The 14439-nt window shown below is 50.7% G+C and carries 13 protein-coding genes and 1 pseudogene; 10 read left to right on the top strand and 4 right to left on the bottom strand.

The features are described 5' to 3' along the window. The first annotated feature begins 43 nt into the window (after nucleotides 1-43). The gene (locus HZB62_04725) at nucleotides 44-1132 is read left to right on the top strand and encodes a YeeE/YedE family protein (GenBank protein ID MBI5074456.1); all 1089 of its coding nucleotides are present in this window, start codon (nucleotides 44-46) and stop codon (nucleotides 1130-1132) included. A gap of 340 nt (nucleotides 1133-1472) precedes the next feature. On the opposite strand, the pseudogene HZB62_04720 reads toward HZB62_04725, so the two are convergent. The 3 genes and pseudogenes from HZB62_04720 to HZB62_04710 form a co-directional block, all read right to left on the bottom strand. Then, a pseudogene (locus HZB62_04720) lies at nucleotides 1473-2863 on the bottom strand (IS3 family transposase). 765 nt (nucleotides 2864-3628) lie between these two features. Beyond that, a complete protein-coding gene (locus HZB62_04715; protein MBI5074455.1) occupies nucleotides 3629-4150 on the bottom strand; it encodes a transposase in 522 nt (173 codons plus the stop codon). Between the two features lie 32 nt (nucleotides 4151-4182). Then, on the bottom strand, nucleotides 4183-4662 hold the full coding sequence (locus tag HZB62_04710; GenBank protein ID MBI5074454.1) for an IS630 family transposase: 480 nt from the start codon (nucleotides 4660-4662) through the stop codon (nucleotides 4183-4185). A gap of 166 nt (nucleotides 4663-4828) precedes the next feature. Here HZB62_04710 and HZB62_04705 point away from each other — a divergent pair, with 166 nt between their 5' ends. The 4 genes from HZB62_04705 (at nucleotide 4829) to HZB62_04690 (ending at nucleotide 7228) form a co-directional block, all read left to right on the top strand. After that, nucleotides 4829-5263, top strand: a complete 435-nt coding sequence (locus tag HZB62_04705) for a hypothetical protein (GenBank protein ID MBI5074453.1) — start codon at nucleotides 4829-4831, stop codon at nucleotides 5261-5263. A 262-nt stretch (nucleotides 5264-5525) separates the two neighbouring features. Continuing rightward, nucleotides 5526-6143 carry a hypothetical protein gene (locus HZB62_04700; GenBank protein MBI5074452.1) on the top strand — a complete coding sequence of 206 codons (618 nt, stop codon included), beginning with the start codon at nucleotides 5526-5528 and terminating at the stop codon, nucleotides 6141-6143. Nucleotides 6144-6719: 576 nt separating this feature from the next. Beyond that, nucleotides 6720-7007, top strand: coding sequence for a BrnT family toxin (locus HZB62_04695; protein ID MBI5074451.1), 288 nt, complete (start codon nucleotides 6720-6722; stop codon nucleotides 7005-7007). 5 nt (nucleotides 7008-7012) lie between these two features. Then, nucleotides 7013-7228 carry a BrnA antitoxin family protein gene (locus HZB62_04690; protein MBI5074450.1) on the top strand — a complete coding sequence of 72 codons (216 nt, stop codon included), beginning with the start codon at nucleotides 7013-7015 and terminating at the stop codon, nucleotides 7226-7228. Between the two features lie 137 nt (nucleotides 7229-7365). Here the strand turns inward: HZB62_04690 and HZB62_04685 are convergent, their stop codons facing one another. Further along, nucleotides 7366-7902, bottom strand: coding sequence for a macro domain-containing protein (locus HZB62_04685; GenBank protein MBI5074449.1), 537 nt, complete (start codon nucleotides 7900-7902; stop codon nucleotides 7366-7368). A gap of 194 nt (nucleotides 7903-8096) precedes the next feature. On the opposite strand from HZB62_04685, the gene hflX reads away from it, so the two are divergent. From hflX to HZB62_04660, 5 genes are all read left to right on the top strand, one after another. After that, nucleotides 8097-9680 (top strand): GTPase HflX, encoded by a 1584-nt coding sequence (gene hflX, locus HZB62_04680; protein MBI5074448.1) that lies wholly within the window; start codon nucleotides 8097-8099, stop codon nucleotides 9678-9680. A 36-nt stretch (nucleotides 9681-9716) separates the two neighbouring features. Next, nucleotides 9717-10793 carry a radical SAM protein gene (locus HZB62_04675; protein ID MBI5074447.1) on the top strand — a complete coding sequence of 359 codons (1077 nt, stop codon included), beginning with the start codon at nucleotides 9717-9719 and terminating at the stop codon, nucleotides 10791-10793. After that, on the top strand, nucleotides 10790-11815 hold the full coding sequence (locus HZB62_04670; protein MBI5074446.1) for a uroporphyrinogen decarboxylase: 1026 nt from the start codon (nucleotides 10790-10792) through the stop codon (nucleotides 11813-11815). The genes HZB62_04675 and HZB62_04670 overlap by 4 nt, the downstream gene beginning before the upstream one ends. A 61-nt stretch (nucleotides 11816-11876) precedes the next feature. After that, nucleotides 11877-13727, top strand: coding sequence for a PAS domain S-box protein (locus HZB62_04665; GenBank protein ID MBI5074445.1), 1851 nt, complete (start codon nucleotides 11877-11879; stop codon nucleotides 13725-13727). After that, nucleotides 13720-14316 carry a response regulator gene (locus HZB62_04660; GenBank protein MBI5074444.1) on the top strand — a complete coding sequence of 199 codons (597 nt, stop codon included), beginning with the start codon at nucleotides 13720-13722 and terminating at the stop codon, nucleotides 14314-14316. Before HZB62_04665 ends, HZB62_04660 begins: the two co-directional genes overlap by 8 nt. The last annotated feature ends 123 nt before the right edge of the window (nucleotides 14317-14439 follow it).

Raw genomic sequence — 14439 nt, 5'->3', positions numbered from 1 at the left:
CTGTGATAATTTAACACACTAAATTTTTTATCGGGGGGTAAATATGGAAGGTGTAGCGGACGCTTTACCGCAGGTAACATTTGGTTTTATCATTTCCGGACTCTTAATCGGTGCGCTGTTCGGTTTTATCCTGCAGAAGGGCAGATTCTGCATGAACAGTGCTTTCAGAGACACCATTTTCATCAAGGACTTCACGGTTTTTCACGCCTATTTGCTTGCGCTTGTAATTATGGTGATCGGATCCAACGTGTTGCATGACATGGAGATCATTCATCTCAAGGCCCAGTCGTTTTATCCTCTGGCCAACATTATTGGCGGGTATGTTTTTGGCCTCGGTATCGTGCTTGCCGGTGGCTGCGGCAGCGGTATCGTCTACCGTATGGGCGAAGGACAGATGGCCTCCTGGGTTGCGGTGCTGGGGTTTTTCCTCGGCATAGGAATGACCACAAACGGCGTTCTCAAGCCGGTCTATGACATGCTCAGAAGCGTACAGGTCGGTCCGCCCAGCATGACGCTGCCCGGACTTATTGGTGACAGTTTGATGATAAAGTGGATTGTTATCGCCGTGATCAGTGTTGTGCTCTGCGCCTTTGCCCTGAAGAGCAAGCCCTTTGCGATCAAGAAATCAAAAGGCTTCTACTGGTCTGTGACCGCCGTGCTGGTGGGTCTTTCTGGCATCCTTACGTTCTGGGCTTCGGAATACTGGGGTTCCCCGGGATTTGCACGCGGACTGAATTTCACAACGCCTACCGGTGAGGTATTCTTTACGCTTCTGACAGGGGACGCACGGTCAAAGTTCTTCCCCATGTTCGCACTGGGTGACTTTAAGGTGACCTGGGCATCGTTCTATATAATTGGTGTGCCCATCGGGGCTGCCATCAGCGCCAAGATCCTGAAAGAGTTTACCTGGAAGACGCCGCGTGATGCCAAGGAACTGCTTACCGTGCTTGGCGGCAGCGTGATGATGGGCTTTGGCGCTGCAGCAGCAGGAGGTTGCAACGTCGGACAGGCCCTGACCGGTGCAACGACACTTTCGATCGGCAGCATCGCTGCAACGATTGCCATTATTTTAGGCAACTGGACCATGGTTTATTTCAAGTTCATCAAGCCCATGCAGGATATGGACGAATAATAATTTTTATAACGTAAGCCTGATTATGCCCCGGAAAACGCCAGGATGTTTTCCGGGGCTTTCTTTTTTAGGCGGGTATTTCAGGTCAGGTTTCAGAGGACAGATTTTATTAGCAAAATCCCTCCTAACCTCTCCCCATTCGGGGACAGGCCTTTGCCAACCAACAGTAGGTTCTTTAAGCAAGGGCGGAACCTGTCAACGATTTTGAGACAGTGACCATGGCCATTTACTGTAGGACCTTTTCTGAAGAAGCCTCGGTGATGAGGTCCCAATCACCTTCCGATGGGGCATACTGCGAATCGGCTGCTGTCACGAACTGCGATCCTGGGGCATTCTGGAGAGCCGTTTTCTCTGCTGGAGGGTTGATCCAGACTGCTGCCGGCAATTCCGGCGGTGACGGCGGGCGTTTGACGAACCTCTCTGGATGGAGTGCATAAGCCATGTCCAAAGTCCTCTGTCTTGCCGAATTAATATGAGAAGCGCGGCCGTAATGTACCGACTCAGGCGTCATCATACCGATACCCGAATGCCGGTGCCCGGTGTTATACCAGGCAAAGAAGGCCTGGCAATGAGCTCTGCCGTCCTGCTCAGATCCAAAGCGGCCGGGAAAGCCGGGGCGATACTTAAGCGTCTTGAACTGGGCCTCCGAATAAGGGTTGTCGTTGGAGACGTGAGGCCGACTGAGGGATTTAGTAACTCCGAGATCAGCCAACAGCAGGGCCACGGTCTTGCTGGTCATGGACGGACCCCGATCAGAGTGTATAGTAAGCTGATCCTGCGAGATTCCCTGCCTCAGGCAGGTTTCCCCGATGAGCTGTTTAGCCAAAGCGGCACTTTCCACCCTTGCCAGCAGCCAGCCCGGAACGTACCGGCTGAAGATATCGAGGATAACGTAGAGATAGTAATAGGTCCATTTCACCGGGCCAAGCAGTTTGGTGATGTCCCAAGACCATACCTGGTTTGGCGCCGTGGCCAACAGCTCGGGTTTGCGGTAGACCGGATGCCGCAACTGATTGCGCCTTTCGCGTATCTCGGCATTGTTGGCAAGTATGCGGTACATGGTTCGCTCCGAACACAGGTACCGGCCCTCATCAAGCAGGGCAGCGTAGACCTGCCCGGGAGCATCGTCGACGAAACGCGGATCGTGAAGCACCGCCAGAACCTCCTGCCGCTCATCCAGGGTAAGGGTCCTGGCTGGAGTGCTATGACTGGCCTTATGGGGCCGGGGGCTCCGGTGCCGATAGTAGGTAGAACGAGGCAACCCCATAGCAGCACATGCAGGAGCCACACCCAACTGAGGACCCATCTCTGCGATAGCGCGTATCACTTTTTCTCTTCCGACTCCGGCAGAGCTATCTCCAGAATTTCCGAGACTTTTTTTTGGAGGTCCACCAGCGCCTCAGCTCGCTCGGCGCGTGCTTTCCATTTCCTGGTCTCCCGCTCAAGGTCCGCTATTCGCCGATCACGGGCGTCCTTGACCACTACCTTCGGACCGCGCTTCTTAGGGGCAAGCCCGGCAAGTTCACTTCGCTTCAGGGTCGCCCGCCATGCCGTAAGGTTGGAGGAATACAACCCCTCCTTTCTCAGCAGCTCTCCCAGTTCCCCCGGAAGCCGACATGCATCTGCAGCCTTCAGTATCTTCCTCTTATACTCCGCGCTGAACCGCCGCCGCTCTGCCTTTGCTGTCACTTCCACCTCCGGCACTATCTGTTCGTCTGTCATGGAGTCCATAACCCCTGTTCCTTCCTCGCCCTTATACATTAAATTATTCGGGGGTCACTGTTTCACTTATGTTGGCAGAAAGGGGGGAGGCATAATTCCCCTCTTTAGCAAAGAGGGGAGAGGGGAGATTTAATGGTGAGTTTCCCTTATAACTGAAGCCTTTCAGCAGCCTGCATATTTGTATTGACGCCGGAAGAACCTGCTTGATATATTAACCTCAGTATTGGAGGGGATGAGTGCAAGGGGACATCAATAGGACTTTTGAAGTCAAAATCGTTAATGGCCTTTTCCCTCTGCCTCTGTCACCACACATCCACAGTCTATTATTTTTGATAACAGCCTCAATGCGCTCTGCGATCTTGGGTGCCGCATAATGAGCAGAAAACCCGATAATACCTCAAACGGAATATTAGTCAGTCAGATTAATATAATAAATCAGTTAGTTACGACTGCATCGTTTTTTTGTCGAGGCAACGGAGATGGAAATTGCCGTCGTTATCGAGTTAACTCGCTAATCACTGGTTCTCTCCCTCCGCTTCGCTCCGGGAAAGAATGCGGCAGTGAGCGGCTCGTGTCTGTTTCTCCCCTACGCTACGCTGCGGGGAGAACCTGCCACTCGAACGGACTCCCCTTCGGGGGCCGCTCACTGCCGCATTGGGTGCCGCATTCTAAGGGAAAAGGATGTATAAATTGAAACTGATAGATCGCGACTATTGGCTGAGAGAAATTGCAACAGCAAAAAAGTCAGCTATTGATAGCTGCATAAGTAATGTCCTATTTGAGACGTAAAGAAAGTCCACTTTTTTTGATGAATGCACGGAGCAGGTGCTGTTTTTTCTGTAATGAGCGCATACTGCTGCGAGTGCCAGTTGCAAGGGTATCCAACTCCATTGCTGTGGCATTCGCCATGGGATTCATTTTTGTATGAGCCCAGACATATTCTACAGGGTTAAGCTCTGGCGCATAGGGAGGAAAGTAATCGAAATGCAGACGCTGTGGCCTGATAGCCAGCAGGCTCTGCACCTTTTTTGAACGATGAGGCTGAAAACGATCCCATACGATAATGATCTGTCCTGGCAGTTCCTTCAGAAGACAGCGAAGAAAGGCCTTGACGGCGTCAGATGCGATGTTGACATCTGGATGAAGTCGAAAATACATGCTGAGCTGATTTTTACGAGGTGCAATGCAGAGGGCGCCGATAACAGAGACTTTCTTATGAGAACAGGTTTTTTGGTACAGGATGGGAGTTTGACCACGAGGACTCCAGGTTCTCCTGACCAGAGGTGCCATCATCATGCCGCTTTCGTCGATAAAGACGATATGCGCTTTCAGTCTGGCAGCTTTTTTTTAATGTGTGGCCAGTCAACCTTTATCCATTCTTTGATTCTTGCTTCGTTGCGCTCTATGGCCCGGCGTTCCGGTTTCTGGGGCGACCACCCAAGATCATGGAGTATACGGCCAATATGATCCACATGGTAGTTAACGCCAAAAAGAGACTGGATAAGCTGTGCAATCCGAGGACAGGTCCAGAGGTCTGTCGGAAATCCGGCCTTCTTCGATCCCTTAAGCAACGACTTCTCAAGTTTTCGAAAATCTTTGCTGTTAAGTTTGGATGGTCTCCCCGATGCTTGCTTGGCTTGAATGCCTTTTTCACCTTTTTTGCGATGTGTTGCCTTCCAGCGCCGCACGCTTCGGCGTTCTACTCCAAGCATGCCGGCTACATCAACAGGCTGGTATCCTTCCTGAAGCAGAGCAATGGCACGTTGCCGTCTTTGTTCCAATTCCTTTGGGCTTCCCTGAGGTCTCATCTCTCACCTCCTGCCCAAAGTATAGGACATTATTTATGCAGGAGTCAATAAAAGGGGTTACACTCAGGCTGCGCTAAATCGTCTGGCTCGCCTGCAACGGCGTATTGAGAAAGGAACTTGGAAATCTGTCATTTCAACTAGGAATGCGGCGCTCGTTCATCAGCTAATGGCTGATGTCTATCGCGAGTATGGGGATTACCACAATGCAAATATAGCTTACTTGAAGGCTGCAACTTTGGCGTTCCATGATGTCTATTTCAGTATAGATATGATAACAAACTCATTGTCGGCTGCTGAGGGATACGCTCTTTCAGCTCAAGAAGCTGCTGGTCATCAACGATTAATTCAAATTCAGAAACTGATGGACAAAGGCTCAAGATTTACAAAAGAAGTCGGTGATATGTTAAATGACCAACTCATTGAAGCAAAATTACCGCCTGTTATTTTTGGTGGTGCTTATCCCGCGAAAGTTGGACTCACGCCAGAGCAACACAAGGCTTTTGAGCGCAGCAGGCGAGCAATTCAAAGGAAGAATGCAAAGTTATATGAAGCGTGGCTGCAAGAAGATAGTTCGACTTCTAAAAATAGGTCTAAAAAATGAAAGGCGCCCAATAATGCGTGCACCGGACGGCTGGGACACGGCGCGTTTGTTGTCGGGGACGAGCGAGTACGTTCTTGACTACGCTGACTAAATTTATAGATTGCGTGAAGTCAGCCAGGGACATTCGGCAAGAATGCTGTTTCCCAACGAGCGGGTCGAGAGGGAGAACCAGGAGTTCGAGTCAGACCCCCTTCGGGGCCGCTCAACTGCCGCATTATCTGTAAAATGAATAAGAAGTCTTTAATGGTTAAGGAGTTATTGGATGAAATATGAAATAGCTCTGACTGGCAGTGGCTGGCTCGATATATATCTTGAGGAAAATGGCCGAGAATTTTTTATAACTGCAGCTTATGCAACCGATGTTCTGGGTGATATAACGTCAAATCTGTTGAGTATGATCCGCATGTACATAACCCCTCCTAATTCCCATCCAAATCCTCTTCGGCCGCCGGACTATTATTTGCCCAGCACAGACTTCCCAATATTAAATGAACCTGGCAGCTACAAGTGGAGCTATGCTATCCGAGAAAATGACAATTTAATTATAACCATCCAGGAATATAAGGACTATGAACCAGGCAAATATATTGATGAGGTCAATGAGGCCTTTGTCGCGACCCTGAGTCTGTGGGAATTCGTAAGAATGCATACTATCCAGTTAGAGCAGATATTGAAACAATATGGCATTACGGGATTTAGAAAGAATTGGATAGAACATGAATTTCCATTGAGTTTTTATTTGCTCTTGAAAAAAGTATCTGATTTTTCTCCTCAGCAGCTTCTTCAAATGGGCAGCTTGGATAACGTAAGATATCCTTTGTTGAGCCACGAAGTGGAAAAACTGTTCGAGCTTTGTACTGCGCGGGATAATAAAAGTTGAGATGACGGACGACAACCTGCCGGTCCACAGCGACGCATTGCAATGCTTCCAGAAACTATGCAGGGATCATGACTACGCCGAGGGTTACAGCCGGCTTTATGATGAGTCTGCCGAAATGGGCGGTGTCTCCCATGATCAGGTGCATCGCCCGGCGGTCGGCTCCTAAGGATTCAATCCGGCACTATTCAGCGAGATCGCCGATAAAACGTCATTGACGTTATGGTGCTAAAATATATATAGCCACATCAGGAGGTGTCATATGGGAACGCAAGCCAAAAGAGCTACGGTATATTTGGAACCCCTTTTGCATAAAGCGCTTCGGCTAAAGGCTGTCGAGACATCTACATCGGTATCAGAGCTTATTAACAACGCTGTCAGGCAAGCAATGGCAGAAGACTCCGAGGATTTTGCTGCATTTGAAGGAAGAGTTGCGGAGCCTTTGATCAGTTATGATGAAATGGTTAAAAGACTGAGAAAAGATGGCCGCATTTAATGTTTACTCCTTCATTCAACTTTTCGATTCATCTCCATAAATCAATTTGACAAGTCATTACCATATATTTACAATGTAAATATATGGCTGATATCAGATTTGACTGGAACAATGAAAAGAACATCGCAAACCATAGGAAGCATGGGATATCTTTTGAAGAGGCACAGACAGTGTTCGTTGATGAAAATGCCTTGATGATTCATGATCCGGACCATTCAGGTGACGAGGATCGATTTATTCTTCTCGGATTGAGCGCCTCTATTCGTCTGATGGTTGTTTGCCATTGTTATCGGGAAAGCGATGATGTTATTCGAATCATCTCTGCGCGGAAAGCGACTCGCACAGAACAAAAACGTTATTGGGAAAGGTGATGAATATGAGAAAAGAATACGATTTTTCCAAGGCAACCAAAAATCCCTATGCCAGCAGACTCAAACGTCAAGTAACTCTCAGGATGGATGAAGGCACAATCAGCTACTTTAAGACTCTTGCGCAGGAAAGTGGCGTCCCCTACCAGACGCTCATCAATCTATACCTGCGAGATTGTGCCTCGTCACACAAGAAGCTTGCCCTTCATTGGAAGACTGCATAAAAACCAGTGAGTCGTGTGGAACGATGGTAATTGTGACCCATCCCTGCCGTATTACGATATACTCAGGAGCATGGCAGGCGTCATCGCAATGATGCCGGGGTTTTTGTCTGATTCATCGTAACCCGCCGAGGAAGTCCCTATTTCAGCTTATCAAATTCCTTTTTGAAATGATCGAGAGTCTCATCGTCGTAGATGCAGAATTCTACATCCGCCAGACTGCTCTCTTTATGTTTTTTCAGGAAGGTCACTGCCTCCCCTATGAGCAGCTTTGCACACTTGCCTTTGGGAAAACCGAAGATGCCTGCGCTTATGGCAGGAAAGGATATGCTCGAAAGTTTATTTTCCGAGGCAAGCTTGAGACTGTTCATGATGGCATTTTTCAGCTTGCTGTCCTCATCCCCTTCTCCCATCATTGGCCCAACCGCATGAATAACGAACTTTGCCGGCAGCCTGCCTGCGCCTGTTATTGCAGCATGTCCTACAGCCACCGGGGCGATCTTGTTGCTTTCGTCCTGAATGACCTGACCGCCTTTGCGCACGATTGCACCTGCTACTCCTCCGCCATGCTGCAAAGAGGAGTTGGCAGCGTTGACAATAGCATCGACATCCCGATGCGTAATGTCACCCTGGATCAGTCGCAGGGTCTTGCCGGCAATGGTATGGTGGGCGATCATCTTCAATTTGGTTACTCCTTCTTATATTCGCTGCGGTGCTGTATGTTACAATGATACAGTAAAACTGAACATTATATGTTCTTTTGCAGATAAAATCTATTTTCAGGGAGGCGAGTATCCCGCAACTTTACGGTCATCTCTCAGGTTTGAAGGGCGGTCAGATCCATTCTCTCGAAAGGATCTATCGCCGGCGCATGCATAATGATATCATCACCATCGAGCTTGCCAAATACATAGCAGGCATATCCGCCGAGCTTAAGAAACAGATAGGCATACTCGTGACCCGGAAGGGAGAAATAAGCCATGTTATCGTCGGTGAGGCAAAGGGCCTTTTTCTCCCGAACCTTGACGACTTCCCGCTCGGCAGAAAGCATTTGCGAGGCCTCAGATTCATCCATACACACCTCAATAATGAACCTCTGACCCATGACGACCTGACTGACCTTTCTCTTTTGAGGTTCGATCTGATTGCCGCGCTTGGCATTAAGGCCGGACAGCCTGATAAGCTCTATATCGCCCATCTCGACCCTGTCGGCGGCGCCAAGCCCTATAGCGTGCTGCAGCCCGAAGATATCTATTCCCTGAGCTTTGATTTTGAGGCCTTTGTCAGTTCATTTGAGGAAGAGGCCGAAAAGGTCCGCGTACTCGATGTGGGCTCCTCATCCGGCAGGCCTGATGCCGGCGGACAGAAAGAGCGGGCTATTTTGGTCAGCGTTTCGACAAGGCCGAAGCACGAGTTGGAGGATTCCATGGCAGAACTCCGCGAGCTTGCGCAGTCGAGCGATGTCATTGTTCTCGATACGGTCATCCAGCGTCCCCGGGAGATCAGTTCCCGGCATCTCATGGGTGAGGGCAAGATCAGGGAACTGGTGATCAATGCCATGAACAGGGGCGCCACGCTTCTGGTCTTTGACCAGGACCTGTCGCCTTCCCAGATCAAGACGATCAGTGCCATGACCGAGCTGAAGGTCATTGACCGGTCGCAACTTATCCTCGATATCTTTGCCCGCCGCGCCCACAGCAGGGACGGCAAGGTGCAGGTGGAGCTGGCCCAGCTTAAATACCGGCTGCCGCGGCTTGCAGGAAAAGGCACGGCCATGTCCCGCCTTATGGGAGGCGTCGGCGGCAGGGGGCCTGGAGAGATGAAGCTCGAGATCGACAGGAGGCGTGTCAGGGAAAGGATAAATCTTCTTGATAAAGAACTGAAGCAGCTGAGCGAGGCGCGGCGGCAGAGGAAGGCGCGGAGGCTGGAGAACAGACTGCCGATCGTTTCTATTATCGGTTATACGAATGCCGGCAAATCAACGCTCCTCAATGCGCTTACCAGCAGTGACACCTTTGTTGAGGATAAACTCTTTGCGACCCTGGACACGGCAAGCAGAAGGCTCAGATTTCCGCGGGACCGCGAAGTGATCATTACGGATACGGTAGGTTTTATCAGGGACCTGCCGAAGGATCTCATGTCAGCATTCAAGGCAACGCTTGAGGAACTCGAGGATGCCGACCTGCTCCTGCATGTTGTGGATGCGTCTAACCCGCGCTACGAACAGCAGATCGCATCGGTCGAAAAGATACTCTCTGACCTTGATCTCCTGAACAAACAGCGGGTCTATGTTTTCAACAAGATAGACCGCATCAGCAGGGAAGAGGAGGAAAATCTCCTGCTCCGCTATGACGCTGTTGCGATCTCTGCGCTTGACCGGAAGACATTCCCGCGGCTTCTGGGAGTTGTTGCAGAACATATCTTTGATGAAAAATTGCCTGCATCAAGAGTATAATAGACTGATCAAAACAGGTATTTCCCCGGAGGATAGATGGAATTCACCCCAAAATGGATAGCATGGGAGATCACGCGCCGTTGCAACCTGCGCTGTGTGCACTGCCGGTCTTCATCAGAGATGGAAATGCAGGGCCACCCTGATTTTTCAACTGAAGAAGCATACAGAGTTCTGGATGATATTGTCAGTTATGCCCAGCCGGTCGTTGTCCTTTCAGGGGGCGAGCCGCTTACCAGAAAAGATGTCTTTGAGATCGCACAATACGGAACCAGTAAAGGTCTCAGGATGTGCCTTGCAACCAACGGCACGCTCGTGACTGACGATATCTGCGAAAAGATCAAAGGGTCAGGCATCAGGATCGTCTCTCTCAGTCTTGACGGCGCTGACGAGACCGTACATGACGATTTCAGGAGCGAGAAAGGCGCCTTTGCAGGGACGATCAACGCCGCAAAGCTCTTCAGGAAACACGGCATTGAGTTCATTATCAACTCGTCTTTTACCAAAAGGAACCAGGAGCAGATCCCGCTGGTGTACAAGCTTGCCAAGGAGCTCGGCGCCACCGCATGGTACATGTTCATGATCGTGCCGACAGGCAGGGGCGAGGAGATCATGAACGAGCTCATATCCAAAGAGGACTATGACAAGATCCTCGACTGGCACTATGACATGGAAAAGGAAGAGGACCTCCTTCTGGTCAGGCCTACCTGCGCTCCGCACTATTACCGCGTAACGCTCCAGAGGGCAAAAGAGGATGGCGAGAAGTTCAAGAAGAGGACGCTTAAATTTTCGACCGGCGGGTCCAAGGGATGTCTTGCCGGCCAGCTCATCTGCCTGATCGATGTTGACGGCAATGTCCTGCCCTGCAGCTACTTCAACCTGCCTGCAGGCAACGTGAGAGAAAAATCATTCAAGGAGATCTGGGAGGGTTCGGAACTCTTCAAGGACCTCCGCGATTTCAAGAAATACAAGGGCAGGTGCGGATCCTGTGAATATGTAAACGTCTGCGGGGGCTGCAGGGCGCGGGCCTATTCCGTGTATGGAGATTATCTCGAAGAAGAACCATTCTGCAGCTATAAACCGAAAAGACTTGAAAGGGAAAAGGTGGAACAATGAACGATACATTTTTGAAGGCATGCCGCGGAGAAAAGGTGGATTATACGCCGGTCTGGCTGATGAGACAGGCAGGCAGGTATATGCCGGAATATCAGGAGGTGCGCTCAAAGGTCGATTTTCTTACGCTTTGCAAGACTCCCGAGCTTGCTGCCAAGGTTACGCTCCAGCCGATCGATATCCTCGGTGTTGATGCTGCGATCCTCTTCTCCGACATTTTGATCGCTGTTGAGGCTATGGGCATGCCGCTTGAGTTCCATGACAGGAAGGGCCCTATCCTTGCTGATCCTGTCAGGACCAAGGCAGGCGTTGACAGACTGATCATCCCTGACACTGAGGACAGCATGCCCTTTGTGCTCGATACCATCAAGATCCTGAGAAAGGAACTGAAGGTGCCTCTTATCGGTTTTTCGGGTGCGCCCTGGACGCTTGCAACATATATTATCGAAGGCGGCAGCTCGAAGAACTTCATGCATACCAAGAAGATGATGTATCAGAACCCCGGTCTCTTCAAGGCGCTCATGGAAAAGATCACGGCAACGGTTATTGAATATCTTTCTGCCCAGATCAAGGCAGGCGCCCAGGCTGTGCAGCTCTTCGATTCATGGGCAGGCATCCTCGCGCCCTACGACTATGAGAATAGTATCTTCCCTCATGTGAAGGCAGCCATCAAGGCGCTTAAGAAGTTCGACGTGCCGGTTATTTATTTTGTTAACGACTGCGCCGGCCTTCTCAAGATCGTAAAAAAATGCGGGGCAGATGTCATCGGCATTGACTGGCGCGTTGATATGGCAAAGGCTGCAAAGAAACTGGGCAAGAAATATTCGATCCAGGGAAACCTCGATCCATTGGTGCTGTTTGCGCCTAAAGAACATATCGAGGACCGGGTGAAGGATATTCTCTTCAAGGCAGAACCGGCGAGGGGGCATATCTTCAACCTCGGGCACGGTATCCTTCCGGAGACGCCGGTTGAGAATGCTATTGCCATGGTAGAGGCTGTTCACAAATACGGCGGAAAAGATTAGCCTGTCTCATTAGCGCAGGCCGCTGCAAAGCGCATAAGTAAGGATTGCGTTTCAGACAGTTATGCATGAAGTGAGCTGCAGGATCACAGCTGCATTTCTGACCTATATAAAGAATACGAGGCAGGAATTATTGGAGCCCCTTCTGAAGGGACTTCCATATGACGGGCCTTACCTTGCCAACCCGGATAACTGGATCCCCTGGGATATCGAGCGCGTCCTTGAAAACCGCCTTGTGGAACTCTTCGACGATGAGCGGGTCCTCTTTCATATCGGCAGGAGCGTGGTATCGCTCAAATCTCTTGGCATTGTCAACATCCTCTTTAATCTCTTTGTTACTCCTGAACGGCTCGTGCGGTATGCCCCGAAGATCGCGCGCTATTTTACGAAAGATATCGTGCAGATAACGGTCAGGGAAACGACAAAGAACAGTGCTCTTGTGGAACTGAGGGTGAAGGGCAGGCAGACACGGGGCGCGTGCCTGTTCAACCAGGGCATGTTCAGCCTTGCCTCAGAACTCTTCGGCCAGGGCGAAACAGCGGTTGCAGAGGTGCAGTGCGTAGTGCCGGTGCAGGAACTCGGGAGATATCATGACAGGGTCTATGCGCTTGACGTACAGGGGCATGTCCTTGAATCAGAATGCGGCTGCGCACAGCATGTCATAGGCTCGGTGTCGGATACCGGGACGTTCAGACTGAACGATACGGTGTTTGGCGCAGAGAGCTGCTTATACCGCCTGACCTGGGAGACCAGGCCATTCAGGATCAGGCGGGGAACAGCAGGCCGCAGGGAGGCGCTCGAAGATGCCCTTGTTCACCTCGAGGAGAATCATGCGAAGCTCCAGAACGCTTATGAGGACCTGCGGGCGTCCGGGGAAAAATACCGTGACCTTATGGAGAATGCGAGCGACATCATATGTTTTGTTGATGCAGGAGGCAGAATAACCGCCCTGAACAAGAAGGGGATCGAACTTTCCGGATATGGCCATGACGAGGTCATAGGGCAGCACATTTTTTCCCTGATTGATGATGCGGGACGTGATGCGGCTGCAGCCAGGCTCAGGGAAAGCCTTGCAGGCGATCCCACGGTCGTTGAAGTTGTCATGAAGAAAAGGGACGGCGGCCGCCTCATCCTTTCGATCAACTCTACGCCGGTGAGAGATAACGGCCGCGTCACCGGCCTCATGCTCATTGCAAGGGACATCACCCTGGAGCGCGAGATGGCCGGCAGGCTCATCGAGGCAGAGCGGTTTGCAGCAAAGGGCATGGTTGCTGCCGAGATAGCCCATGAGATCAATAATTCGCTCGCAAATATCGAGACTGCCCTCTATATCCTGAACAATATACGCGTGGACCGCGAATACAGGCAGGATGTGCTCAAGGATGTTCATGAGGAGATAGAAAGGATGTCCGGGATCGTAAAGGGTATCCTCGAGGTGTACCGGGCGGATGATTCCGTTATCCAGGCCGTTGACATGAATACGGAGATCATAAAGATTATCCATATGACCCAGAGGAGGCTCAAGGGCAAGGGTATATCAATTACCCCCGAGCTTTATCCGAACCTCTCCCCGATAGCCTGCTACCCCGGCCATATCAAGCAGATCCTGCTGAACCTCATCAAGAACGCGGAGGATGCCATGCTTTCATCTGCCAGGAAACAGGTTGTGATCAGCACAGGGGAGAGGGATGATATTGTCAGTTTGAAGGTGAGCGATACAGGATGCGGAATACCAGAGGGGCGAATGAACAGGATCTTTGCACCGTTCCAGACATCGAAGCCTGAAGGAGCGGGCCTGGGACTGACGATCTGCAGGGAGATCGCGAAAAAATACGGAGGCGACATGCGGTTGCAGAGTGAGGCCGGAAAAGGCACCTCTGTTATGGTATCCTTTCCAAAGGATTTCCATGGCTGACATTCTTATTGCAGAAGACGAAGATATTCTGAGGAGGAACCTCACCTTTATCCTGAGCAGTTCAGGGTATGCGACCCTGTCTGCACGGACGAGCGCAGAGGCTGTCGAACTCCTTAAAAGGCAGAGGTTTGACGTGGTCATTACTGACCTCATCATGCCTGTCCAGGGAGGCAGAGAATTGGTACGCTATGTTTCAGAACACTGCCCTGAAACATCCGTCATTGTCATCACTGCCTATCCGAGCGCTGACAGCGCGATTGACGCAGTGAAGAAGGGCGTGGTGGATTACTTTACCAAACCCTTCAAAACAGAGGAGATCCTGCGTGCGGTCAAAAAGGCCATTGAGGCCAGGAAGAGTGTTCCCTTGAACTGGGCAAGACTCATGTCCCTCGGACTGACAAAGAAAGAGGAAGAACTGCTCAGACTCATGGTTGAAGACGGCATTGCCGAGACACGGGAACTCGCAGAACGGCTTTCGGTCAAGGCCTCTACAGCCAAGCAGCATCTTGAAAACATCTTCGGAAAGTTCGGTGTGAACAACAGAACGTCGCTTGTCTCGGCCGTCATAAAGGAGTTGAGAAAGCAATAAAGTTCCTGTCTCCTCCGGGTGGGGGATGCATTACCCCGCTTTTATCAGCCCTCTCCCCCATCGGGGGGTAATAATTCTCAACTGCATTCTATAACCTAACCCTGAGATTGATAATCACGCTGT

This window comes from Nitrospirota bacterium (assembly GCA_016214855.1).
Classification (GTDB): Bacteria; Nitrospirota; Thermodesulfovibrionia; order Thermodesulfovibrionales; family UBA6898; genus UBA6898.
Note: the sequence above shows the minus strand (reverse complement) of the source record. Positions and strands in the feature narration are given on the sequence as shown.

Bases quoted from the DNA above. Each gene is read 5' to 3' on its own strand.
- HZB62_04725 (MBI5074456.1), top strand. From the start codon at position 44: ATGGAAGGTGTAGCGGACGCTTTACCGCAGGTAACATTTGGTTTTATC.
- HZB62_04715 (MBI5074455.1), bottom strand. From the start codon at position 4,150: ATGATGATGGCACCTCTGGTCAGGAGAACCTGGAGTCCTCGTGGTCAA.
- HZB62_04710 (MBI5074454.1), bottom strand. From the start codon at position 4,662: ATGAGACCTCAGGGAAGCCCAAAGGAATTGGAACAAAGACGGCAACGT.
- HZB62_04705 (MBI5074453.1), top strand. From the start codon at position 4,829: ATGGCTGATGTCTATCGCGAGTATGGGGATTACCACAATGCAAATATA.
- HZB62_04700 (MBI5074452.1), top strand. From the start codon at position 5,526: ATGAAATATGAAATAGCTCTGACTGGCAGTGGCTGGCTCGATATATAT.
- HZB62_04695 (MBI5074451.1), top strand. From the start codon at position 6,720: ATGGCTGATATCAGATTTGACTGGAACAATGAAAAGAACATCGCAAAC.
- HZB62_04690 (MBI5074450.1), top strand. From the start codon at position 7,013: ATGAGAAAAGAATACGATTTTTCCAAGGCAACCAAAAATCCCTATGCC.
- HZB62_04685 (MBI5074449.1), bottom strand. From the start codon at position 7,902: ATGATCGCCCACCATACCATTGCCGGCAAGACCCTGCGACTGATCCAG.
- hflX (MBI5074448.1), top strand. From the start codon at position 8,097: ATGCATAATGATATCATCACCATCGAGCTTGCCAAATACATAGCAGGC.
- HZB62_04675 (MBI5074447.1), top strand. From the start codon at position 9,717: ATGGAATTCACCCCAAAATGGATAGCATGGGAGATCACGCGCCGTTGC.
- HZB62_04670 (MBI5074446.1), top strand. From the start codon at position 10,790: ATGAACGATACATTTTTGAAGGCATGCCGCGGAGAAAAGGTGGATTAT.
- HZB62_04665 (MBI5074445.1), top strand. From the start codon at position 11,877: ATGCATGAAGTGAGCTGCAGGATCACAGCTGCATTTCTGACCTATATA.
- HZB62_04660 (MBI5074444.1), top strand. From the start codon at position 13,720: ATGGCTGACATTCTTATTGCAGAAGACGAAGATATTCTGAGGAGGAAC.